Source organism: Candidatus Halocynthiibacter alkanivorans (assembly GCF_003333265.1).
GTDB lineage: Bacteria > Pseudomonadota > Alphaproteobacteria > Rhodobacterales > Rhodobacteraceae > Halocyntiibacter_A > Halocyntiibacter_A alkanivorans.
This window is the reverse complement of the sequence record NZ_QOLB01000120.1, coordinates 1-22,711: the sequence shown is the minus strand read 5'-3', so window position 1 is coordinate 22,711 and position 22,711 is coordinate 1. Positions and strand designations below refer to the sequence as shown.

20 protein-coding genes are annotated in these 22,711 nt (G+C 61.7%); all 20 read left to right on the top strand.

Annotated elements, in window-relative coordinates:
* The first annotated feature begins 174 nt into the window (after positions 1-174).
* Positions 175-1,248 carry an Mrp/NBP35 family ATP-binding protein gene (locus tag DWA01_RS14980; RefSeq protein WP_114286621.1) on the top strand — a complete coding sequence of 358 codons (1,074 nt, stop codon included), beginning with the start codon at positions 175-177 and terminating at the stop codon, positions 1,246-1,248.
* A gap of 747 nt (positions 1,249-1,995) precedes the next feature.
* Positions 1,996-2,487 carry a division/cell wall cluster transcriptional repressor MraZ gene (gene mraZ / locus DWA01_RS14975; RefSeq protein ID WP_114286620.1) on the top strand — a complete coding sequence of 164 codons (492 nt, stop codon included), beginning with the start codon at positions 1,996-1,998 and terminating at the stop codon, positions 2,485-2,487.
* Between the two features lie 3 nt (positions 2,488-2,490).
* A complete protein-coding gene (gene rsmH, locus DWA01_RS14970) occupies positions 2,491-3,483 on the top strand; it encodes a 16S rRNA (cytosine(1402)-N(4))-methyltransferase RsmH (RefSeq protein WP_114286619.1) in 993 nt (330 codons plus the stop codon).
* Positions 3,483-3,833: a cell division protein FtsL gene (ftsL, locus tag DWA01_RS14965; RefSeq protein WP_114286618.1), complete on the top strand. Its 351-nt coding sequence runs from the start codon at positions 3,483-3,485 to the stop codon at positions 3,831-3,833. Before rsmH ends, ftsL begins: the two co-directional genes overlap by 1 nt.
* Complete coding sequence (locus DWA01_RS14960) at positions 3,830-5,617, top strand: peptidoglycan D,D-transpeptidase FtsI family protein (RefSeq protein ID WP_114286617.1); 1,788 nt, start codon at positions 3,830-3,832, stop codon at positions 5,615-5,617. The genes ftsL and DWA01_RS14960 overlap by 4 nt, the downstream gene beginning before the upstream one ends.
* 21 nt (positions 5,618-5,638) lie before the next feature.
* Positions 5,639-7,114 (top strand): UDP-N-acetylmuramoyl-L-alanyl-D-glutamate--2,6-diaminopimelate ligase, encoded by a 1,476-nt coding sequence (locus DWA01_RS14955; protein WP_419187013.1) that lies wholly within the window; start codon positions 5,639-5,641, stop codon positions 7,112-7,114.
* Positions 7,111-8,523, top strand: a complete 1,413-nt coding sequence (locus tag DWA01_RS14950; protein ID WP_114286615.1) for a UDP-N-acetylmuramoyl-tripeptide--D-alanyl-D-alanine ligase — start codon at positions 7,111-7,113, stop codon at positions 8,521-8,523. Before DWA01_RS14955 ends, DWA01_RS14950 begins: the two co-directional genes overlap by 4 nt.
* Before the next feature lie 11 nt (positions 8,524-8,534).
* Positions 8,535-9,617: a phospho-N-acetylmuramoyl-pentapeptide-transferase gene (gene mraY, locus DWA01_RS14945; protein WP_114286614.1), complete on the top strand. Its 1,083-nt coding sequence runs from the start codon at positions 8,535-8,537 to the stop codon at positions 9,615-9,617.
* Positions 9,618-9,986: 369 nt separating this feature from the next.
* On the top strand, positions 9,987-10,508 hold the full coding sequence (locus tag DWA01_RS14940; protein ID WP_114286613.1) for an AAA family ATPase: 522 nt from the start codon (positions 9,987-9,989) through the stop codon (positions 10,506-10,508).
* 25 nt (positions 10,509-10,533) lie between these two features.
* The gene (gene murD / locus DWA01_RS14935; protein WP_114286612.1) at positions 10,534-11,940 is read left to right on the top strand and encodes a UDP-N-acetylmuramoyl-L-alanine--D-glutamate ligase; all 1,407 of its coding nucleotides are present in this window, start codon (positions 10,534-10,536) and stop codon (positions 11,938-11,940) included.
* 528 nt (positions 11,941-12,468) lie between these two features.
* A complete protein-coding gene (locus DWA01_RS14925; RefSeq protein ID WP_114286610.1) occupies positions 12,469-13,635 on the top strand; it encodes a peptidoglycan glycosyltransferase FtsW in 1,167 nt (388 codons plus the stop codon).
* A 3-nt stretch (positions 13,636-13,638) separates the two neighbouring features.
* Positions 13,639-14,733, top strand: coding sequence for an undecaprenyldiphospho-muramoylpentapeptide beta-N-acetylglucosaminyltransferase (murG, locus tag DWA01_RS14920; RefSeq protein ID WP_114286609.1), 1,095 nt, complete (start codon positions 13,639-13,641; stop codon positions 14,731-14,733).
* 106 nt (positions 14,734-14,839) lie between these two features.
* Entirely contained in the window at positions 14,840-16,240 is a 1,401-nt protein-coding gene (gene murC / locus DWA01_RS14915) for a UDP-N-acetylmuramate--L-alanine ligase (protein ID WP_114286623.1), read from the top strand.
* Between the two features lie 263 nt (positions 16,241-16,503).
* Positions 16,504-16,764 carry a DUF2484 family protein gene (locus DWA01_RS14910; protein ID WP_114286608.1) on the top strand — a complete coding sequence of 87 codons (261 nt, stop codon included), beginning with the start codon at positions 16,504-16,506 and terminating at the stop codon, positions 16,762-16,764.
* Positions 16,761-17,015 (top strand): DUF2484 family protein, encoded by a 255-nt coding sequence (locus tag DWA01_RS14905; protein WP_114286607.1) that lies wholly within the window; start codon positions 16,761-16,763, stop codon positions 17,013-17,015. The genes DWA01_RS14910 and DWA01_RS14905 overlap by 4 nt, the downstream gene beginning before the upstream one ends.
* Before the next feature lie 220 nt (positions 17,016-17,235).
* Positions 17,236-18,183, top strand: a complete 948-nt coding sequence (gene murB, locus DWA01_RS14900; protein WP_114286622.1) for a UDP-N-acetylmuramate dehydrogenase — start codon at positions 17,236-17,238, stop codon at positions 18,181-18,183.
* A 73-nt stretch (positions 18,184-18,256) separates the two neighbouring features.
* Positions 18,257-19,177, top strand: coding sequence for a D-alanine--D-alanine ligase (locus DWA01_RS14895; RefSeq protein WP_114286606.1), 921 nt, complete (start codon positions 18,257-18,259; stop codon positions 19,175-19,177).
* Positions 19,174-20,073, top strand: a complete 900-nt coding sequence (locus DWA01_RS14890; protein WP_114286605.1) for a cell division protein FtsQ/DivIB — start codon at positions 19,174-19,176, stop codon at positions 20,071-20,073. The genes DWA01_RS14895 and DWA01_RS14890 overlap by 4 nt, the downstream gene beginning before the upstream one ends.
* Positions 20,070-21,404 (top strand): cell division protein FtsA, encoded by a 1,335-nt coding sequence (ftsA, locus tag DWA01_RS14885; protein ID WP_114286604.1) that lies wholly within the window; start codon positions 20,070-20,072, stop codon positions 21,402-21,404. Before DWA01_RS14890 ends, ftsA begins: the two co-directional genes overlap by 4 nt.
* Before the next feature lie 178 nt (positions 21,405-21,582).
* On the top strand, positions 21,583-22,711 hold a 1,129-nt coding region (ftsZ, locus tag DWA01_RS14880), incomplete at its 3' end, for a cell division protein FtsZ (protein ID WP_114286603.1).

Below are 22,711 nucleotides of genomic sequence, written 5' to 3'. Positions count from 1 at the left end.
ATCTCAGGGCCCGGTCTGCGCAAGAAACGGCCCGCCCGCGTGCGGATGCAGCGGTGCAGATCCTTGCCTGCCTGTGCATGTGGCCAAAAACCACGCCCCTCAATGATGCGGTTTGACTTGCGGTTGCCGGCAAACGCGCCAATTAATGCGGGGAAGGCTATTGAAGGAAAACCCATGGCGGTAACTGAGCAGGAAATCCGGACGGCGCTTGAGGGCGTCGATGTGCCCGGCGGCGGAACTCTGAGCTCGCGCGATCTGGTGCGGGCGCTGGTGATTGATGGTGCAAAGCTCAGCTTTGTGATCGAGGCGGCGGATGCGGATCAGGCGCGTTTGCTGGAAGATGCCCGCACCGAGGCGCAGCGTGTGCTTCTGGCGCTGCCCGGGGTGGAGTTTGTCTCCGCCGTGCTGACCGCCCATGGTCCGGCCAAACCAGCGCCCAAAGCGCCCGATCTGAAAATCGGCCGTCACGCCACGCCCCAGGCCGGACCGCTGGATGTGCCCGGCGTGGCGCGCATCCTGGCGATTGCGTCGGGCAAGGGCGGTGTCGGCAAATCCACCGTCGCCTCCAACCTGGCGGTGGCGCTGGCAAAACAGGGTCGCAAAGTCGGTCTGCTTGACGCGGATATCTACGGGCCAAGCGTGCCGCGTATGATGGGCGTCAGCAAAAAACCCGCCAGCCCCGATGGCAAGACCATTGAGCCGCTGCACGCCCATGGTGTCACCGTGATGTCGATCGGGCTGATGGTGAAAGAAACCGAAGCGCTGATCTGGCGCGGTCCGATGCTGATGGGCGCGCTGCAACAACTGCTGGGCCAGGTGGCCTGGGGCGAACTGGACGTGCTGATCATCGATCTGCCGCCCGGCACCGGCGATGTGCAGCTGACCCTGTGCCAGAAAACCAACCTCACCGGCGCGCTGATCGTCTCCACGCCGCAGGATGTGGCGCTGCTGGACGCGCGCCGCGCCATTTCGATGTTTGAAAAGCTGAAAACACCGGTGCTGGGGCTGATTGAAAACATGTCGACCTTCATCTGCCCTCATTGTGGCGGGGAAAGTCAGATCTTTGGCCATGGCGGTGTGGCTGCAGAGGCCAAAAAGATCGATGTGCCGTTCCTTGGTGCGCTGCCGCTGTCTCTGGATGTGCGGCTGGCAGGGGATGCCGGCACGCCGGTGGCTGCGGGTGAGGGTGCGCAGTCAGACGCCTATGCCGCGATTGCCGCCCGCCTGGTTGGCGGTGGCATGGCCTGAGCCAGTCGCGCATGGGCTAAACCGGCCCGCAGTTTAAAAAAGCGCCCGTCCAGGGCGTGAAAGGGTGGCCTGGTGGCCGCCCTTTTTTCTGTTTCGCCCGGCGGGGTGGGGTTTGACAACCGGCTGGCTGCGCGGGGTTTCTCGCGTATGGGAATTTATGGAACTATTGTGGGAATTCCCAGCAGATTGGGGCGAGGTGAGTGGAATCGCCGGGGATTCGCCCAGATATCTGATGTGAAATTGTCACATCCCGTGGGGGTGTTTTAAAAATATGGGATTGCATGGTCTTTGCGTCGAGAATCGCGCACCTACCATATCTGGTGTTAGTTGAGCCATTATCTGGCCACAATTTGTGAAATTGACTGTAAGTCTGCGAAAAAACAACGGTTTCCTAAACGGTTTTACGACCGGCTTCCACAGAAATCCCATGAAACCCTATTGATTTCCATGAATTCCCATGGCAATGATGATTACACGAGATGAGACGGGATTAAGGGGCACACAGAACCCCGCTAATAAAAAAATCTCAAGTCAGGCTTCATACAGGCACCCGCTTCATCGAACCAAGAGATCCGGCGCGCGAGCGAGCAGACATCCCCCCAGATGGCGCGCGCAGTCGGACACCCCGGAAACGGGACGAAGACGGCGGATTGAACAGTGGCAGCAGTTCAATCCGCCTTTTTCATTTCCGCGACCTGAGAATCAGGCGCGGCAGGGACAGATAAGGAGCGCCGCCAGGTGGCAGGCATGTTCATAGGCGAATACACCTTTAAGGTGGACAGCAAGGGCCGGACCTCGATCCCCGCCCTGTTTCGTCGTGAGCTGGAAGAGGGCGACCCAAAGTGGACCGGCGGTCAGCGGCCGAAGTTCTTCATCGTCTACGGCAACGCCTCCAAAAAGTTCCTCGAAGTCTATACCGCTGAAGCTTTTACCAAACTTTCCAATGATATTCTGGCGCTGCCACGTGGCACCAAAAAACGCCGCATGCTGGAGCGCCTCGTGCTCGGCATGTCCCACCCCACCGAAGTGGACGGGGACGGGCGCCTGGTGCTGCCGCAAAAGCTGCGCGAAAAAATTGAACTCGAAAAAGAAGCTTATTTCATTGGCGCTGGTGAAACCTTTGAGATATGGAAGCCGGAAACATTTGAGGCCGAAAACGCAGCAACGATGGAGACCTGGCTTGAGGAACTCCCCGATGACTTCGATCCTCTGACCCTGCTCTCCGACAACGAAGGTTAATCTATGTCCGCGTCCACTCCCAGCTCCGACGCACCCCATATCCCCGTACTTCTCCGCCCGCTTCTGGCCGCGGTGGCCCCGGTCACCGGCCGTTGGCTTGATGGCACTTTTGGCGCCGGCGGTTACACCCGTGGCCTGCTCGATGCCGGTGCCGATGTGGTTTACGGCGTCGACCGCGACCCGCTGGCCCACGAAATGGCACAGCCCTGGGCCTCGAAATATGGCGAACGCCTGCAACTGGTCGAAGGCACCTTTGGCCAGATGGACGACTACGCCCGCGATCTCGACGGTGTGGTGCTCGACCTTGGTGTGTCTTCCATGCAGCTTGATCTGGCCGAACGCGGCTTTTCTTTTATGCGCGAAGGCCCGCTGGACATGCGCATGAGCCAGTCCGGCCCCTCTGCCGCCGATTTTGTCAATGAGGCCGACGAGCAGGACATCGCCGATATTCTCTATCATTACGGCGAAGAACGCGCCTCGCGCCGCATCGCCCGTGCCATCGTGAATGAGCGTAAAATCAGCCCGTTTGAAACCACCGTGCAGCTGACTGCGGTGATCGAAAAATGCCTGCCGCGTTCCAAGCCGGGGCAAAGCCACCCGGCGACGCGCAGTTTTCAAGCCATCCGCATCGCGGTGAATGATGAATTCGGCCAGCTGGTTGAAGGGCTGGAGGCCGCCGAGCGCGCGCTCGCCCCCGGCGGGCAACTGGCGGTGGTCTCGTTCCATTCGCTGGAAGACCGCATTGTTAAACGCTTTTTTCAGAGCCGCAGTTCAAAAGGGGGCGGTGGCAATCGCTACGCACCTGAAATCGCCCAGGCCACGCCGGGGTTTAAGCTCAAGGGCAAAGCCCAGGGGCCGGATGAGCAGGAGCTGAAAGACAATCCGCGTGCCAGGTCCGCGCGTCTGCGGGTTGGGGTGCGCACGGACGCGCCTTCCAAACCGGTGGACCGCGACGCTCTAGGTCTGCCCAGACCGGTCTTTCAGGGAGGTGCCTGATGCGCTCTTTTATCTATGTGGTCTCTGCGCTTGCCGTGATGGCACTTGGATTTTGGGCCTATCAGGAAAACTACCGCACCCAGGAAAGCCTGCGGGACGTGGCCAGACTGCAGCGCCAGATTGGCGATCAGCGCGTTGAGCTGACGGTGCTGCGGGCGGAATGGGCCTATCTCAACCGTCCCGACCGGCTGCGGGAACTGGCCGATATCAATTTTGACCGTCTTGGCCTGCTGCCGCTGCTGCCCGAACAGTTCGGCACGGTGGAACAGGTGTCTTACCCGGCTGATCCGCTGGGCATGATCACCAACCCGGTGTCCCTCGTCGGCGCCCTGGCAATGATCACCCAATGAGCTTGCGTACCCCCCTTCGCCCGCTGGCCCGGATCCTGAAAGCGCGCCAGAAAGGCGAGAACCCGGACACCATTGAGCGCGAAAATATCCGCCTGCGTCACGAAGAAATGCATGACCGGTCGCGCCTGCGGGCTGAGGGCCGCCTGCTGGTGCTGGGGGTGTTTTTCATTGCCGCCTTCGCCGTCGTCGGTGTGCGTATGGGCGTGCTGGCCCGCTCTGAGCCGGCCGAACCCCACGCCAGCGGCCCGCGCAACGCGATCATGGCGCAGCGTGCCGACATTGTGGACCGCAACGGCCGCATCCTGGCCACCAACCTGCAGACCTACGCGCTTTATGCCCAGCCACCGGCGATGATTGATCCCGAACGTGTCGCGGCTGAACTGGTCAAAGTCTTCCCGGATCTGGAAACGGATGAGCTGATCGCACTGTTCACCGGCAAACGCAAATTTGTCTGGATCAAAAAACGCATCAGCCCGGAGCAGATGCAGCAGGTGCATGACATCGGCGATCCCGGGCTTGAATTTGGCCCGCGCGAAATGCGGCTCTATCCCAACGGTCGTCTGGCCGCCCATATTCTTGGCGGCGCCCGTTTTGGCCGCGAAGGGGTGAATTCGGCCGAAGTGGTCGGGGTGGCCGGCGTTGAAAAACAATTTGATGACGCACTGCGTGACCCGGCCAACAATGGCGCAGCACTGCAGTTGTCCATTGATCTCAGCGTCCAGGCCAGCATGCGCGAAGTGCTCTATGGCGGCATGAAGCTGATGAACGCCAGAGGCGCTGCGGCAGTGCTGATGGATGTGAAAACCGGCGAAGTGCTGTCGATGGTCTCGCTGCCTGATTTTGACCCCAACACCCGCCCGGCGCCGCTGATCCGCGGCCTGGCCTCTGACAGCCCGCTGTTCAACCGCGCAGTACAGGGGCTCTATGAACTTGGCTCCGTCTATAAAACCTTTGCCATGGCCCAGGCGCTCGACGAAGGGCTGATCAAGCCCGATACCATCATCGACATCCGCGGCCCGCTGCGCATGGCCGGCTTCAGCATCCGCGATTTCAGCAACTACGGCAAAGAGCTCTCCGCCACCGACGTGCTGGTCAAAAGCTCCAACATCGGCATCGCCCGCATCTCGGAACTGTTTGGTGGCGAACGCCAAAAGGCGTTTTTGAAAACGCTGGGCCTGATTGACCCGACCAGTATTGAACTGATCGAAGCCAGCAGGATCCGGCCGCTGCTGCCCGAAAACTGGTCTGAACTCTCCACCATGACCATTGCCTACGGGCACGGCATCTCTGGCAGCCCGCTGCAACTGGCCTCGGCTTATTCCAGCGTTGTCAACGGCGGCACCTTTGTGACACCGACGCTGCTGAAACAGACAGAAGTCGCGCCGGGCCCCCGGGTGATCAGCGAAAAGACTTCAAAAATCCTTACTGAGATGTTGCGCCAGGTCGTGGTGCGCGGCACCGCCAGTTTTGGTGACGTGCCCGGCTACGCGGTGGGTGGTAAAACCGGCACCGCTGACAAGGCCAAAGAAATGGGCGGCGGCTATTATGAGGACAAGGTGATCAACTCTTTCGCCTCCGTCTTCCCGGCGTATGATCCGCAATATGTGCTGGTGGTGACGTTGGATGAACCCAGCGAAAACTCTGGTCTCAAACCGCGCCGCACCGCCGGCTGGACCGCAGTGCCGATTGTCGCCGAGATGATCCGCCGCACAGCACCTTTGCTTGGCTTGCGGCCAGAGGTTGAGCCCGAGGGGCGCGATGAGGTATTGCTCACCTCAAACTGATTTGCGGCAAAGGTGGCATCATTGGAAAAATCACTCTCAGAGCTGGGTCTGACGGCAAAACATGCCTCAGATGTGCGAATCACCGGCCTGTCGGTGGACAGTCGTCAGGTGAAAGCCGGCCATCTGTTCGCCGCGCTTCCCGGCGCCCATGATCACGGCGCCAGTTTCATCACATTCGCGCTGCGCATGGGCGCGGCCGCCATCCTGACCGATCCCGCCGGTGCCGCGCTGGCGGCGGACGATCTTGCCGCTTCAAAAGCAGCGCTGATCGTGGTGGAAGACCCGCGCCAGGCGTTGGCCGGTTCATCAGCGCTGTGGTTTGGCGCTCAGCCCGACTATATGGTCGCCATCACCGGCACCAATGGCAAAACCTCCGTGGCCTCTTTTTGCCGCCAGATCTGGCAACTTCTGGGCCTTTCGGCGATCAACCTCGGCACCACGGGCGTTGAAGGCAGCTGGACCGCACCTTCCAGCCACACCACGCCGGAACCGATCACCCTGCACCGGATGCTTTCAGGCGCTGCGGCTGCCGGCGTCACCCACGGCGCGATGGAGGCTTCTTCCCACGGTCTGGCACAACGCCGGCTCGACGGGGTGCGGCTGCGCGCCGCCGCGTTTACCAATTTCAGCCAGGACCATCTCGATTACCACGCCAGTTTTGAGGCCTATTTCGAGGCCAAAGCGGGGCTGTTCTCCCGTATTCTCGACGTGGACGGCGTGGCGGTGGTCAACAGCAATGATGCCCGTGGTGCCGACATGGCAATGATCGCCCAGGAACGCGGTATCGACGTGTTCCGCATTGGCCGTCAGGACGAGGCCGAGTTCCGCATCCGCGGCCAGCGCTATGACGGCACCGGCCAGGACCTGCGGTTTGACTGTTTTGGCGAAGCAACCCAGGTGCGCCTGGATCTGATCGGCGGCTTTCAGGCCGAAAACGTGCTGACAGCCGCGGCTCTGGTGATTGCCTGTGGCGAAACGCCTGCGCGTGTCTTTGCCACCCTGCCGGAACTGACCACCGTGCGCGGCCGTATGCAGCTGGCAGCGACACGCGACAATGGGGCTTCGGTCTATGTCGATTACGCCCATACACCGGACGCGCTTGTCACCGCGCTGCGCGCCATGCGCCCCCATGTTCTGGGCCGGCTGATTGCCGTGATCGGCGCGGGCGGCGACCGCGACACCACCAAACGGCCGCTGATGGGCCAGGCGGCGGCAGAAAATGCCGATCTGGTGTTTGTTACGGATGATAACCCGCGCTCAGAAGAGCCGGCTCGTATCCGTCAGATGGTGATGGCGGGCTGCCCCGGGGCGATCGAGGTCGGCGACCGCGCCGAAGCTATTCTGCGCGGCGTGGATGCGCTGGGACCTGGCGATGCATTGCTGATTGCCGGCAAAGGGCACGAAACGGTTCAGATCGTCGGCGAGGACACGTTACATTTTGACGATGTGGAACAGGCCAGCATCGCGGTGGCTGCACTGGAAGGACGTTTGGGATGAACCTCTGGAACGCAAATGACGCCGCTGCGGCGACCGGCGGCCGTGCCACGTGTGATTTTTCGGTGTCTGGAGTGTCAATTGATACCCGCACGCTAAAACCTGGTGACCTGTTCGTTGCACTGAGTGCCGCCCGCGACGGCCATGATTTTGTTGCCCAGGCGCTGGCCTCTGGTGCTGGCGCTGCGCTGGTATCACGCATTCCGGACGGCGTCGCAGCGGACGCGCCACTTTTGATCGTCGATGACGTGCTCACAGCACTTGCGGCACTGGGGCAGGCGGCCCGCGCCCGCAGCGCGGCCAAAGTGATCGGTGTCACCGGCTCGGTGGGCAAGACCTCGACCAAAGAAATGCTGCGGGACGTGTTGTCGCGCCAGGGCCGTACCCATGCGGCACAAGCCAGTTATAACAATCACTGGGGCGTGCCGCTGACGCTGGCGCGGATGCCGCGCGACACCGAGTTTGCGGTGATCGAGATGGGCATGAACCACGCCGGCGAAATTGAGCCGCTCAGCCGTCTCGCAGCCCCCCACGTGGCGCTGATCACCACGGTGGCGGCAGCGCATCTCGAAGCTTTTGAAAATATAGACGCGATTGCGCACGAAAAAGCCGCCATCTTTGACGGGCTGGTTCCCGGCGGCGTGGCCGTGGTCAATGGCGATCTGGAAACCCTGCCGGTGCTGCGCGACCATGCAGCAGCGCTGAAGGTGCCGCTGGTCACATTTGGCGAGAAAAGCAGCAATGATGTGCATCTGCTCTCGGTGCGGCTCACCGGCGACATCACCATTGCTGAGGCGCGTATCGCGGGCGACACCCACCTGTTCAAACTGGCCTCTGCCGGGCGTCATTTTGCCACCAACGCCGCCGGCGTGCTGGCGGTGCTTGAGGCGCTGGGGGCGGATGTCACCCAGGGCGCGCGCGATCTGGTGCACTGGCAGCCCCCCGCCGGGCGGGGCTTGCGCGAAGTGATCCGGCTTGATCCGGTGGAAGACGCCGACATGGTGCTGCTGGACGACGCCTATAACGCCAACCCGACCTCGCTGGTGGCGGCGCTGGAAGTGCTGGCGGCGGCCACACCCGGGCCGGGCGGGCGGCGCATCGCGGTGCTGGGTGATATGCTGGAACTGGGCACAGACAGTGCTGCCATTCACCGCGGACTTGCAAATTGCGAATTTTTTGAGACGGTGGATCTGGTGCATACATCGGGGCCGTTGATGGCACATCTGCACGCGGCGCTTCCGGCGCGAAAACGTGGAGAATGCGTTGGAAACGCCGATGATTTGGCCTTACGCGCCCACCAGCTTATTGCCGCCGGCGACGTGGTGCTGGTCAAGGGCTCCAAGGGCTCGCAGGTCAGCCGTGTTGTTGACGTCATCCGAAATTTGGGCCATGCGCCTGCTACACATTCCTGAAGGGGCGCGAAATGCTGTTCTGGCTCACCAACCTGTCTGATGGCGGAGATGCCTTCAATCTGTTCCGCTACATCACCTTCCGCTCCGGTGGGGCCTTTTTTACTGCGCTGGTGTTTGGTTTTGTTTTTGGTCAGCCGCTGATCAACCTGCTGCGCCGGCGCCAGGGCAAAGGCCAGCCGATCCGCGAAGACGGGCCTGAAACCCATTTCGCCAAAGCTGGCACCCCGACAATGGGCGGGCTTTTGATCCTCTCAGCGCTGGTGTTTTCAACCCTGCTCTGGGCGCGCTGGGACAACGGTTTTGTCTGGATGGTGCTGTTTGTGACGCTCGCCTATGGTCTGATCGGCTTTGCCGATGATTATGCCAAAGTGTCCAAAGGCAATACCAAGGGTGTTTCCGGCAAGATCCGCCTTACGCTCGGCTTTATCATTGCCGGCATCGCCACCGTCTGGGCCTCTGCCTATCACCCGGACGCGCTGGCCTATAAACTTGCGCTGCCGCTGTTCAAAGACGTGCTGATCAACCTGTCCTGGGGGTTTGTGCCCTTTGGCATGTTTGTCATCGTCGGCGCAGCCAATTCGGTGAACCTGACCGACGGGCTGGACGGGCTGGCGATCATGCCGGTGATGATCGCGGCGGCTGCACTTGGCATTATCGCCTATCTGGTTGGCCGGGTCGATTTCACCGAATATCTGGAAGTGCATTATGTACCGGGCACCGGCGAGTTGTTGATCTTTGTCGCCGCGCTGATCGGCGGCGGTCTTGGTTTTCTGTGGTATAACGCGCCACCCGCGGCGGTGTTTATGGGCGACACCGGTTCGCTGGCACTTGGCGGCGCACTTGGGGCGATCGCAGTGGCGACAAAACACGAGATCGTGCTGGGCATTGTCGGCGGGCTGTTTGTGGTGGAAGCGCTGTCGGTGATCATCCAGGTGCTCTATTTCAAACGCACCGGCAAACGGGTGTTTTTGATGGCGCCGATCCACCATCATTTCGAGAAAAAAGGCTGGGCCGAGCCGCAAATCGTGATCCGGTTCTGGATCATCTCGCTGATCCTGGCGCTGGTCGGGCTGGCGACGCTGAAGATCCGCTGACACCAAACGCGCGCCGGGCCGGTCCTGGCGCGTTTTGCTTTTCACCCGGGGCGGGCCTGGCGGTCCGGCCCGCACACCGCGACCTGGCGGAGCGGGCCCGGCCTGGCGTCTCTGGCACGCCGCGGCCTCAGGCGCATACACCGCACTCTCAATGCAGGGCGCACAGGACCTCTCCCGCCATATTCGGGCTGACGCCCTGCCATATGTTGGGCCGGGCAGCTGCTGCGCAGCTGCGGGCCACCGGGCGGGGCAAACGCTGCGTCGACAGCAGGCGGGCAATCCCGCTGCGGACACCATGCACTTAAACGATGCACGGATACCGATCACAGAGAACAAGCACAGAAAACAAGCACAGAAAACAAGACAGAAATGAACGGGGCACTCATGCAGCCATTGCGCATTGTGATCTCTGGTTGCTCCGGCGGCGGCAAGTCCACTTTGCTGGCGGAACTGGCCCGGCGCGGTTATGCGGTGGTGGAGGAGCCCGGGCGGCGCATTATCGTTGATGAGGCTGTGCGCCCCGAGGCGGATATGGAGGCGTTCCTGCGCCGCTGTTTTGCCCTGGCCTGTGAGGATTTTGAACGGATGCGGCTGGTAAAGGGGCCGGTATTTTTTGACCGCTCTGCTCTGGACGCGCGCGCCGGGCTTGCGCGGCTCGGCCTTGTGGCTGCGGCGCGTGGCCCTGCTTACCATAACATCGTGTTTCTGACTCCGCCCTGGCGCGACATTTTTGTGCAGGATCAGGAGCGTCGCCATGGTTTTGAAGCCGGGCTGGCGGAATATCATGCGCTCGTGGACGGGCTGCCTGAATATGGCTATGAGGTGAGGGTGATCCCGAAAGTGCCGGTGGCCGCACGCGCTGATTTTCTTTTGGCCGCGCTGGGATTGTAACGAATTGCGATAAAGGGGGGATCTGATGATTCCGGTACGTGGATATGACGGGTTGCGGGTGGCGGTGCTGGGTCTGGGCCGTTCGGGTCTTGCGGCGGCACGCGCGCTGCGTGAAGGCGGTGCGGAAGCGCTGGTCTGGGATGACAGTGCGGAAGCGCGCAGCCTGGCTGAAGCCGAGGGTTTCACCCTGCATGATCTGTCGCGCGACAGCGCCTTTGACGATATTGCCAGCCTGATTGTCTCGCCCGGCATTCCCCATCTCTATCCCACCCCCAACCCGCATATCGCCCGCGCGCTGCGCCTTGGGGTGCCGGTGGACAATGATATCGGCTTGTTTTTCCAGTCTTTTGCCAGTGATGAATGGGACGGCTATGTCACTATGCCACGCGTGGTGGCGGTGACCGGATCCAACGGCAAATCTACCACATCGGCCTTGCTTCACCATGTGATGCAGCATGTGAAACGCGAAAGCCAGCTGGCGGGCAATATCGGTCGCGGCGTGCTGGACATCGATCCGGCGGAAGATGGTGAAGTGGTGGTGCTGGAGCTCTCCAGTTATCAGACCGAACTGGCGCGCTCGCTGACGCCGGACATTGCGGTGTTCACCAACCTGTCGCCCGATCATCTGGATCGTCACGGTGGTATTGGCGGCTATTTTGCCGCCAAACGCCGTTTGTTTGCCGAGGGCGGCCCGGACCGGGCGGTGATTGGCGTTGATGAGGCTGAGGGGCAGTACCTGGCCAATCAGATGAGCTATGGTGCGGCGGATGACCGGGTGATCCGGATATCGGTCACCCGTAAACTGAGTGGCCCGGGCTGGAATATCTTTGCCCGCAAAGGCTTTCTGAGCGAATACCGCAAGGGCCGCCAGATGGCCTCGATTGATCTGCGCTCTGTGCGCGGCCTGCCGGGCAGCCACAATCACCAGAACGCCTGCGCCGCCTATGCGGTGGCGCGCAGTCTTGGCCTGGCACCGCGGGTGATTGAAGCGGCGTTCCACACATTCGCCGGCCTGCCGCATCGCAGTCAGTTGGTGGGCGAGGCCGAGGGCGTCACCTGGGTGAACGATTCCAAAGCCACCAATGTGGCCTCGGCAGGCAAAGCGCTGCAGGCGTTCAAAGATATCCGCTGGATCGCCGGCGGTCTGGGCAAAGACGGCGGCATTGAAGCGCTGCAGGAGCAGCTGGGCGCGGTGCGCAAAGCCTATCTGATCGGCCATTCAGCGCGTGAATTTGCGCTGCAACTGGGCGAAACCCCCTATGAGATCTGCGACACGATGGCCGCCGCCGTCGCAGCGGTGGCGCGGGACGCAAAAGCCGGCGACACGGTGTTGCTGGCCCCGGCGGCGGCGAGCTTTGACCAATACCCGGATTTCGAAAAACGCGGCGAGGATTTCATTGCCTGCGTTCAGGACGTGCTGTCGGGCGAATAAACCCGTCACCCCAGCGTGTGAAGCCGGCGCCGCAGGGTGCCGCGCGCTGCGTTAGCGCCTGATGCGGGAAATGTTCCTGCGCGGCGATGCTGGCAGGGACGTTTTTCGCGGGCGGGCGGGCGGAGGTGTACCCCTGTGGCGGCAACGGCATGGCGGCGCAGGTTTTTCCCGCCGGCCTCTCCTGAGGGACAACAGGGATCTGCTGGCAGCGGTGGTGCCGCGCTCTGCGGGCATCACCCCGCTGCGGATGCCTGACTGGCGCGGTCCGGGCCGTTTGCCGGGCCGCATCGCTTACGCGCCGGGCGGACGGAGCGGATGACGGGCGGGGTAGTTGGTGCCAGGTCCGCCGGTATGCGACTATCTGGCAGGCGGTCGCAGCCGCGGCCAAAGCGGCCGGAGCACCTAAAAGCATGGTGGCAGAAACCAGCCTCCGGGTTGCAAAGACACTGGCCCCAATCCGGTTTTCCGGCTAGGCTTGGCGGCAGACCCGGCAAACGGGCGCAACTCAGGCAGTACAGGCGGTATCCGATGACAGAAATGGTCTATGGCACGGTCCCCACGCGGGACGGTGATCCGATTCTTCCACGTTGGTGGCAGACCATCGACAAATGGTCGCTTTCCTGTGTGCTGCTGTTGTTTGCCATCGGGCTATTGCTGGGCCTTGCCGCCTCACCGCCACTGGCCGCCCGCAACGATTTTGAGCCGTTTTACTACGTGAAACGCCAGGCCATATTTGGCGGTATGGCGATGGTGGCGCTGGTGCTGACCTCGATGATGACCCCGCAGCTGGTGCGTCGTCTCGGGGTGATCGGCTTTGCTTTTGCTTTTGTGGCACTGGCCTTTCTGCCGGTGTTTGGCACTGATTTTGGCAAAGGGGCGGTGCGCTGGTATTCGCTGGGCTTTGCCTCGTTGCAGCCGTCCGAATTTCTCAAACCTGGCTTTGTCATCATGTCGGCCTGGCTGATGGCGGCGGCCAGCGAAATAAACGGACCTCCCGGGCGCATTTATTCCTTTATTCTGACCATGGCGATCGTGCTGATGCTGGCGATGCAGCCGGACTTTGGCCAGGCGGCGCTGGTGCTGTTTGGCTGGGGGGTGATGTATTTCATCTCTGGTGCACCGATCCTGCTGCTGGTCGGGCTTGCCGGCTCAATCTATCCGATCGGGCGTTTTATCTACGCCAATTCTGAACATTTCGCCCGCCGCATTGACGGGTTTTTTGACCGCGAAATCGATCCCACCACCCAGATCGGCTATGCCACCAATGCGATCCGCGAAGGTGGCCTCTTTGGGGTTGGTGTCGGCGAGGGCGAAGTGAAATGGTCGCTGCCCGATGCCCATACCGATTTCATCATTGCAGTGGCGGCTGAAGAATACGGCCTGGTGCTGGTGCTGGTGATCCTGGCGATCTATCTGACCATCACCGTGCGCTCGCTGCTGCGGCTGATACGCGAGCGAGACCCGTTCATCCGTCTCGCCGGCACCGGGCTGGCCTGTATGTTCGGCATTCAGGCCTTTATCAACATGGCGGTGGCAGTGCGGCTGTTGCCCTCCAAGGGCATGACGCTGCCCTTTGTCAGTTATGGCGGCTCCTCGGTGATTGCTTCGGCGATTGCGGTTGGCATGTTGCTGGCCTTCACCCGCTCGCGCCCTCAGAGCGAACTTAGCGAAATCCTGTCGACACGAGGCCGATAAACGATGACTGACAAACAACCGCTTCTGGTGATCGCAGCCGGGGGAACCGGCGGCCATATGTTCCCCGCCCAGGCGCTGGCAGAAGTGATGCTGCGCAAAGGCTGGCGGGTGAAACTCTCCACCGATGTGCGCGGTGCGCGTTACACCGGCGGCTTTCCCCATGTGGTGGAAATCGAAACCATCCCCTCGGCCACCTTTGCCCGCGGCGGTGCGTTGGCGAAACTGATGGTGCCGTTCCGCATCCTTCGTGGCATTGCCAGCGCCAGCGCCAATATGCTGCGCGACCGGCCCGATGTGGTGGTGGGATTTGGCGGTTACCCCAGCATCCCGGCGCTGGCGGCGGCCTGGCTGCTGCGCCGGCCGCGCATGATCCACGAGCAAAACGGCATTTTGGGCCGGGTGAACCAGCGCTTTGCCCACCGGGTCCAGGCCATCGCCTGTGGCACCTGGCCGACGGAGCTTCCCAAAGGCATCAAAGGCGTGCAGACCGGCAACCCGGTGCGCGCCTCGGTTCTGGAGCGCGCTGGCGCCCCCTATATCCCGCCCGGCGATTATCCGATGTCGATCCTGGTGATGGGTGGCAGCCAGGGCGCGCGCATTCTGTCCGACGTGGTGCCGGCTGCGATTGCCGCGCTGCCACGCGAGTTATTGCAATATATCCGTATCAGCCACCAGGCCCGCGATGAAGACGGCGACCGGGTGGCACAGTTCTATGCGGAGCAGGGCATCGACGCCGATGTGCAGCCCTTTTTCAATGACGTGCCCAAACGCATGAGTGAAGCCCAACTGGTGATCAGCCGCGCCGGGGCCTCCTCTGTCGCTGATATCTCAGTCATTGGCCGTCCCAGCATTCTGGTGCCCTTCGCGGCGGCGACCGCAGATCATCAGTCGCTGAATGCACGCGGGCTGGTGGAGGCCGGTGCGGCGGTGCTGATCCCGGAAAGCGCCTTTAGCGTTGAGGCACTGACACGCCAGATTGAAAATGTTATGCAGCAGCCCAAAGGCGCAGTGCAGATGGCCCATGCCGCGCTGGCTCTGGGTATGCCGGATGCTACAGAGCGGCTTGTTGAAATGGTCGAGGCCCTGGCCGGGCGCTGAAACACTGGTCCGGCGCAGAAAACGGGCTGCGTCCTGGTGGCCTGCAAAAACACTGGCCCGGCTCTGAAGGCCGGACCCGACAAAAACAAAACGAAAGAGCATGCCAATGAATGCCGCAACCAAACTCCCGCAGGAAATGGGTCCGATCCACTTTGTAGGTATTGGCGGCATCGGCATGTCAGGCATTGCCGAAGTGCTGCTGGAACACGGCTACAAAGTGCAGGGCTCTGACCTGAAGGCGACCAAAATCACCGACCGGCTGAAACGCCTGGGTGCCACTATCTATGAAGGGCAGCGCGCCGAAAATCTTGAAGGGGCCTCCGTGGTGGTGATCTCCTCCGCCATCAAACCGGGCAATCCCGAGCTGGACACCGCACGCGCCACAGGTCTGCCGGTGGTGCGCCGCGCGGAAATGCTGGCCGAGCTGATGCGGCTCAAATCCAACATCGCGGTGGCCGGCACCCATGGCAAAACCACCACCACCACTATGGTGGCCACCCTGCTGGACGCCGGCGGCATCGACCCGACTGTGATCAACGGCGGCATTATCCACGCCTATGGTTCCAACGCGCGTATGGGAACCGGCGAATGGATGGTGGTCGAGGCGGACGAGAGCGACGGCACCTTTAACCGGCTGCCTGCCACCATTGCCATCGTCACCAATATCGACCCGGAACATATGGAGCACTGGGGCGATTTTGACAGCCTGCGTCAGGGTTTTCTCGATTTTGTCTCCAATATCCCGTTCTATGGTCTCGCCGTCTGCTGCACCGATCACCCGGAAGTTCAGGCGCTGGTCGGCAAGATCACCGACCGCCGGGTGACCACCTTTGGTTTTAACGCCCAGGCCGATGTGCGGGCAATCAACCTGACCTATAAGAGCGGCGTGGCGCATTTTGATGTCGCGCTGCAGGCCGAGGACATGCTGATCGAAGGCTGCTCGCTGCCAATGCCCGGCGATCACAACGTCTCCAACGCGCTCTCTGCTGTTGCTGTCGCCCGCCATCTCGGCATGAAGGTGGATGAAATCCGCGGCGCTCTGGCCAGTTTCGCCGGGGTGAACCGTCGTTTCACCAAAGTGGGTGAGGTGAATGGTGTCACCATTATTGACGATTACGGCCACCACCCGGTGGAGATTGCCGCCGTGCTGAAAGCAGCGCGGCAGGCCTGTGACGGGCGTGTCATCGCCGTGCACCAGCCGCACCGCTTTTCCCGGCTGCATTCCTTGTTTGAAGACTTCTGCGCCTGTTTCAATGACGCCGATGTAGTCGCCATTTCCGATGTATTCTCCGCCGGCGAAGAGCCGATTGAGGGCGCAGACCGCGACGATCTGGTCGCCGGGCTGATCAACCATGGCCACCGCCACGCCCGTGCCATTGTATCGGAGGATGATCTGGAGCGGCTTGTGCGCGAACAGGCCGGCCCCGGCGACATGGTAGTCTGCCTCGGCGCCGGTACCATTTCCACCTGGGCCAACGGGCTGCCGGCGCGGCTTGCCAAGCGGTAGTTGCAACCCCGGCGCGTCTTTAGACGCAGCAGATTCGCCTCAGGCACAGCAAAGCGTTAATACCGGCCCTGTCCGGGCCGTTTTTCAGGTTTCATACGTCGATTTCGCGCTTTTTCGCTTGTGGAGCGCGCGCGTATCCGTTTGAACGGGAAAACCGTTGACGCTACGGCCTTTGAGGTCGGTGGCTGTTCCTGAATGCAGGGCCGGCCGGTGGCTTCCGAGGGACCGGGACGGGCGTAAGTAGAATAAGCAGGAGACATGGTTTGAACCTGTCACTCACTCTTGCCAGCATCTGGGTGCTGGCGATGTCGGCGCTGGCGTTTCTGCCGGCGCGGCGGCAAAAAGCCCCGGTCGTTCTGTTGCTGGTGCTGCTGTTGCCCCTGTTGGTGATGCTGGTTTCTGACTTTGGCGCCATCGCGCTGCTGCCGACGGCGCTGGTGCTGCTGTCGCTGTTGCGCCGCCCGATTTTTCACGGGCTGAAACGGCTGAAACGGCTGAAGCGGCTGACCGGGGGCCTGAGATGACGAGTTCTCTTATCCTTGCATTCCTCTGGGGCGTGCTGGCCAATGTGTCGGCGATGCTGCCCTCCAAACGCAACCACTGGCCCGCGGCCTGGATGCTGATGGCCACCGGGGTGCCGATTGTGGGTTTTGTCACCTATCAGAACGGCCCGCTGACCGGGTTGCTGGTGCTGGCCGCTGGCATCTCTGTACTGCGCTGGCCGGTGATCTATCTGACCCGCTGGCTGAAAACCCTGCGCAAACCGTCGCTTTAAACCCTCTGCGGAGGCTGCAGGGCAGGGCCAGATTTTACCACGCCTGGCCCGGTGCCTGATACCTCCGCCGCAATTGTATAGTTTACCGCTGATGGCCGCCGACGCTGAGCGCATTCCCGCGCCCGGGTCCAACCTGCGGTGCTCTGCTGTGGCGTTATCGCCTGCAATACGCCATATCTGTCGACTTGATGCCCCGTAAAACTCTGGAATGCCGATGACCATGCCGCAGATCTTTCTTTCGCCCGACTTTTCGCCGCGCGGCAGCCTGAGCCGGAACCGGGCGCTGTCTGATCTGACCTGGCTGCGTGTCGGCGGGCCTTGTGATGCGCTGTTCCAGCCGGCAGATGTCGCCGACCTGCAGCAATTCCTTGCCGCGCTGGATCCGGCAGTCAAAGTATTTCCGATCGGCGTCGGCTCCAACCTGATTGTGCGTGATGGTGGCATCCGCGCCGCAGTGATCCGCATGGGGCGCGGCTTTAATCACATCACCATTGACGGCACCACGGTGACCGCAGGGGTTGCGGCGCTCGACGCCCATGTGGCGCGCCGCGCCGCTCAGGCCGGGTTGGACCTGACCTTTCTGCGCACCATCCCCGGTGCTATCGGCGGTGCGGTGCGCATGAACGCCGGTTGTTACGGCACCTATGTCGCCGATCATCTGGTCTCTGTGCGCGCCGTCAACCGTGCCGGTGACCTGATCAGCCTCAGCGCCGAAGAACTGAACCTGCGCTACCGGCAAAGCGACCTGCCCACGGGCTGGGTGCTGATTGAAGCCACTTTTCAGGCTGAACCCGGTGATGCAGCAGCGCTTGAAAACCGCATGCAGGAGCAGATCGCCAAACGCGACGCCAGCCAGCCAACCCGTGAACGCAGCGCGGGCTCCACCTTCCGCAACCCAGCCGGATTTTCCTCCACCGGCAAGGCCGATGACGTGCATGATCTGAAGGCCTGGAAAGTCATCGACGACGCCGGTATGCGCGGCGCAACCCTGGGGGGAGCTCAAATGAGCGAGATGCATTCCAACTTTATGGTGAATACCGGCGGCGCTTCGGCAAAAGATCTCGAATCTCTGGGCGAAGAAGTACGAAAAAAGGTTTACCAAAACAGTGGCATCACGCTAGAGTGGGAAATTATGCGGGTCGGCGAACCGGCCGCAGACAACGAATGATTGAAACGGTCCGTCAAAGGGCTGATTTCACCCAATAAGCCCCGCTAAAAGGGGCATTGAGACGAGGCGAAACGTGGGCATGTCGAGCAGGACACTCCCGAAAGTTGCAATGTTGATGGGCGGCCCTTCCGCAGAAAGGGACGTCTCACTGTCCTCAGGACAGGCATGTACAGCAGCTTTACGGGCAGAAGGTTACCAAGTGGTTGAGCTGGACGCAGGTCCGGATCTGGCCGCACGCCTGTCTGACGTGAAGCCTGACGTTGTTTTCAATGCATTGCACGGGCGCTGGGGCGAAGACGGCTGTGTTCAGGGCCTGCTCGAATGGGCCGCAATCCCCTATACGCATTCCGGCGTGCTGGCCTCGGCGCTGGCGATGGACAAGCAGCACAGCAAATCGCTGTTCGCAGCCGCCGGCCTGCCGGTGGCGCACAGCGTGATTGAGGCCAAATCCAAAGTGATGGCCGCCCATGTGATGCCGCCGCCCTATGTGGTCAAACCCAACAACGAAGGCTCCTCGGTCGGCATCTATCTGGTGCATGAGGCGGCCAATTCTCCCCCCCATCTCGCAGATGATATGCCGGATCAGGTGATGGTCGAAAGCTATGTCGCCGGGCGCGAACTGACCTGTACCGTGATGGGCGACCGCGCTCTGACGGTCACCGATATCCTCACCGACGGCTGGTATGATTATGATGCCAAATACGTCGCCGGCGGCTCCCGCCATGTGGTTCCCGCCGACCTGCCCACTGAGATTTTTGACGCCTGTATGGACTATGCGCTGCGCGCCCATCAGGCGCTTGGCTGCCGCGGTGTCAGCCGCGCCGATTTCCGCTGGGACGAAGCGTACGGCCTCGCAGGTCTGATCCTGCTCGAGATCAACACCCAGCCCGGTATGACCGCGACGTCGCTGTCGCCGGAACAGGCCGCCCATTGCGGTATCAACTTTGGCGAATTCTGCGCCTGGATGATCGGGGATGCCTCTTGCAACAGATGAACCACATTCCCCGCCATGTGCCGATCGGCCAGAAACCGCAGCCCGTTGATGCCGCGCCCAGCCGTATGGCCTACCGCTTTCAGCGGCTCTGGCTGACGCCGGCGTTCCGGCTGGCGGTGCGTGTTGGCCTGCCTCTGGTTGTGATGTTTGGCGGCACCACGCTGTATTTTTCGGATCAGACCAGGCTCGAAAACGCCATGTCCTATGCCGCCGACCTGCGGCGTCAGATCGAAGAGCGCCCTGAGTTCATGGTCACGCTGATGGCGATTGACGGTGCTTCTGACGAAGTTGCCGAAGACATCCGCGAAGTTATGGGGCTGGACTTCCCGCTCTCCAGCTTTGATCTGGATCTCGATGAAACCAAACTGACGCTGGAAGGGCTGGATGCGGTGGAAACCGTCTCGCTCAGCATTACCGGCGGCATTCTCAATGTGCGCATCACTGAACGCAGCCCTGCTGTGGTCTGGCGCACCGCCTCTGCTATTGAACTGCTGGACCAAAAGGGCCGCCGTGTTGCTGGTCTCTCTGCGCGCACTGACCGCCCGGATCTGCCATTGCTGGCCGGGGCAGGGGCCGACGGCGCCGTTGTCGAGGCCATCGCTCTGCTGCGCGCGGGCGCGGCGCTGTCCGGCCGGATCCGCGGCTTGCAGCGCATCGGCGAGCGGCGCTGGGATGTGGTGCTGGACCGGGGTCAGCGCATCATGCTGCCGGCCGCCGCGCCAGTTGCCGCACTGCGTAAAGTGATGCTGCTGGAGCAGACTCAGGAATTACTCGACCGCGACATCGTTGCGGTCGATATGCGAAATATCAACCGACCCACCCTGCGTCTCTCTGCCCCGGCAGCAGCGGATCTGCGGCGGATTAAAATCAGTGAATTCGGAGGCCCCTCAGAATGAGCGAGCTCTATTCTATTCAGCGCGCCATGCGCCAGATGCGCACCGCCGCCATGCAACGCGGCGTGATTGCGATCCTCGATGTGGGCACTTCTAAAATTGCCTGTCTGGTGCTGCAGTTTGACGGCAATGACGATTTCCGTGAAAGCGACGGCGTGGGTGCCATGGCCGGGCAAAGCTCGTTCCGGGTGATTGGTGCCGCCACCACACGGTCGCGCGGCATCAAATTCGGCGAAATCGAAACTATGTCGGAAACCGAACGCGCCATCCGCACTGCGGTGCAGACGGCGCAGAAAATGGCCAGCACAAGGGTGGATCATGTGATCGCCTGTTTTGCCGGTGGTGCGCCGCGCTCCTATGGGCTGACCGGCTCGGTTGATGTGGAGCATACTCAGGTTTCCGAGCAGGATGTGGCCCGGGTGCTGGCTTCTTGTGACGTCCCTGACTATGGCTCTGGGCGCGAAGTGCTGCATGCCCAGCCGGTGAACTTTGCGCTCGACCACCGCTCTGGTCTTGCTGATCCGCGTGGTCAGATCGGCCATCAGCTCTCCACCGATCTGCATATGCTGACGGTGGATGCGGCGATGATCCAGAACCTGATCTACTGTATCAAACGCTGTGATCTGGAACTGGCCGGCATTGCCAGTTCCGCCTATGTCGCCGGGATTTCGGCGCTGGTGGAGGACGAACAGGAACTGGGCGCGGCCTGTATTGATATGGGCGGCGGCACGACCGACATTTCGATCTTTATGAAGAAACACATGATCTACACCGATTCCGTGCGTTTTGGCGGCGATCATGTGACCTCAGATATCTCGATGGGGCTGCAAGTGCCCTGGGCGATGGCCGAACGGATCAAAACCGTCTACGGCGGGCTTGTCGCCACCGGGCGTGATGACCGCGACATGATCGATGTGGGCGGCGAGACCGGCGACTGGGAACATGACCGGCGCACCGTCAGCCGCGCCGAGCTGATCGGCATCATGCGGCCCCGGGTCGAAGAGATTCTCGAAGATGTGCGTGCCCGCCTCGATGCGGCCGGGTTTGAACACCTGCCCAGCCAGCAGATCGTGCTCACCGGCGGCGCCAGCCAAATCCCCGGCATGGATCACCTGGCACCGCGCATTCTGGGCCAGCAGGTGCGCCTTGGTCGCCCGCTCCGGGTGCGGGGCCTGCCGCAGGCCGCTGCCGGTCCGGCATTCTCCTCTTCCGTGGGGCTTTGCCTGTTTGCCGCGCACCCCCAGGATGAGTGGTGGGACTTCGAAATCCCGGCCGACCGCTATGCCGGCCGCTCGCTGAAACGCGCGGTCAAATGGTTCCGGGATAACTGGTAACCCCTGGATCTGCCAATTCTGGCGAGATACCGCTTATTCACCGCAAAGTTGTAGCAGATTTTGTGGTTACTTTGTGTTTTTCGGGTGACGTACTGGCCAAAAACCGCTAAGATTCAGTTAGAAATGGTTAATTCGGCCCGCCGTTAGGGCCGCAAAAACAATACAGGCGGATGCATCCATGACCTTGAACCTCACCATGCCCGAGCGGGATGACCTGAAGCCCCGCATCACCGTATTTGGCGTCGGCGGTGCCGGCGGTAACGCGGTTAATAATATGATCGCCAAAGAGCTTGAAGGTGTTGATTTTGTGATGGCAAACACCGACGCCCAGGCGTTGAGTGTGGCCTCCCCCGCCGCCAAGATTCAGATGGGCATCAAAGTCACCGAAGGCCTCGGCGCCGGCGCGCGCCCCTCGGTTGGTGCCGCCGCAGCTGAGGAAAGCATCGAACAGATCGTCGATCACCTCGCCGGCGCGCATATGTGTTTCATCACCGCCGGCATGGGCGGCGGCACCGGCACCGGTGCGGCGCCGATCATCGCTCAGGCAGCACGTGAACTCGGTGTGCTGACCGTCGGCGTGGTCACCAAACCGTTCCAGTTTGAAGGCGCAAAACGTATGCGCCAGGCCGATGAGGGTATTGAGCAGCTGCAGAAGATGGTCGATACGCTGATCATCATCCCAAACCAGAACCTGTTCCGCCTCGCCAATGAGAAAACCACCTTCACCGACGCCTTCTCCATGGCCGATGATGTGCTCTATCAGGGCGTCAAAGGCGTCACCGATCTGATGGTCCGTCCCGGCCTGATCAACCTCGATTTTGCCGATGTGCGCGCCGTGATGGACGAGATGGGCAAAGCGATGATGGGCACCGGCGAAGCCACTGGCGAAGACCGCGCCATCCAGGCCGCAGAAAAAGCCATCGCCAACCCGCTGCTCGACGAGATCTCGCTGAAAGGCGCCAAAGGCGTGTTGATCAACATCACCGGCGGTTATGACCTGACCCTGTTCGAACTCGATGAAGCCGCCAACCGGATCCGCGAAGAAGTTGATCCCGAAGCCAATATCATCGTCGGCTCCACGCTCGACACCGAGCTGGGCGAAATGATGCGCGTCTCTGTTGTTGCGACAGGTATCGATGCCAGCCCGATCGCTGAAATGCCGGTCCCGCGTCGTCGCATGTCCGAGCCGCTTGTTCCGGCCGAGGCTGCGCCGGTTGCCGCCCCTGCGCCAGCCCCGGTTGCCGCGCAGGCCCCCGAGCAGCCCGCATTTGACGGTTTTGATGCCCATGCCGCAGCGCGTCAGGAAC

Coding starts and splice junctions, on each gene's coding strand:
- DWA01_RS14950 (WP_114286615.1), top strand. CDS start 7,111: ATGAACCTCTGGAACGCAAATGACGCCGCTGCGGCGACCGGCGGCCGT.
- ftsL (WP_114286618.1), top strand. CDS start 3,483: ATGCGCTCTTTTATCTATGTGGTCTCTGCGCTTGCCGTGATGGCACTT.
- murG (WP_114286609.1), top strand. CDS start 13,639: ATGACTGACAAACAACCGCTTCTGGTGATCGCAGCCGGGGGAACCGGC.
- mraY (WP_114286614.1), top strand. CDS start 8,535: ATGCTGTTCTGGCTCACCAACCTGTCTGATGGCGGAGATGCCTTCAAT.
- DWA01_RS14905 (WP_114286607.1), top strand. CDS start 16,761: ATGACGAGTTCTCTTATCCTTGCATTCCTCTGGGGCGTGCTGGCCAAT.
- DWA01_RS14980 (WP_114286621.1), top strand. CDS start 175: ATGGCGGTAACTGAGCAGGAAATCCGGACGGCGCTTGAGGGCGTCGAT.
- ftsA (WP_114286604.1), top strand. CDS start 20,070: ATGAGCGAGCTCTATTCTATTCAGCGCGCCATGCGCCAGATGCGCACC.
- mraZ (WP_114286620.1), top strand. CDS start 1,996: ATGTTCATAGGCGAATACACCTTTAAGGTGGACAGCAAGGGCCGGACC.
- murC (WP_114286623.1), top strand. CDS start 14,840: ATGAATGCCGCAACCAAACTCCCGCAGGAAATGGGTCCGATCCACTTT.
- DWA01_RS14940 (WP_114286613.1), top strand. CDS start 9,987: ATGAACGGGGCACTCATGCAGCCATTGCGCATTGTGATCTCTGGTTGC.
- DWA01_RS14890 (WP_114286605.1), top strand. CDS start 19,174: ATGAACCACATTCCCCGCCATGTGCCGATCGGCCAGAAACCGCAGCCC.
- murB (WP_114286622.1), top strand. CDS start 17,236: ATGCCGCAGATCTTTCTTTCGCCCGACTTTTCGCCGCGCGGCAGCCTG.
- DWA01_RS14960 (WP_114286617.1), top strand. CDS start 3,830: ATGAGCTTGCGTACCCCCCTTCGCCCGCTGGCCCGGATCCTGAAAGCG.
- murD (WP_114286612.1), top strand. CDS start 10,534: ATGATTCCGGTACGTGGATATGACGGGTTGCGGGTGGCGGTGCTGGGT.
- DWA01_RS14925 (WP_114286610.1), top strand. CDS start 12,469: ATGACAGAAATGGTCTATGGCACGGTCCCCACGCGGGACGGTGATCCG.
- rsmH (WP_114286619.1), top strand. CDS start 2,491: ATGTCCGCGTCCACTCCCAGCTCCGACGCACCCCATATCCCCGTACTT.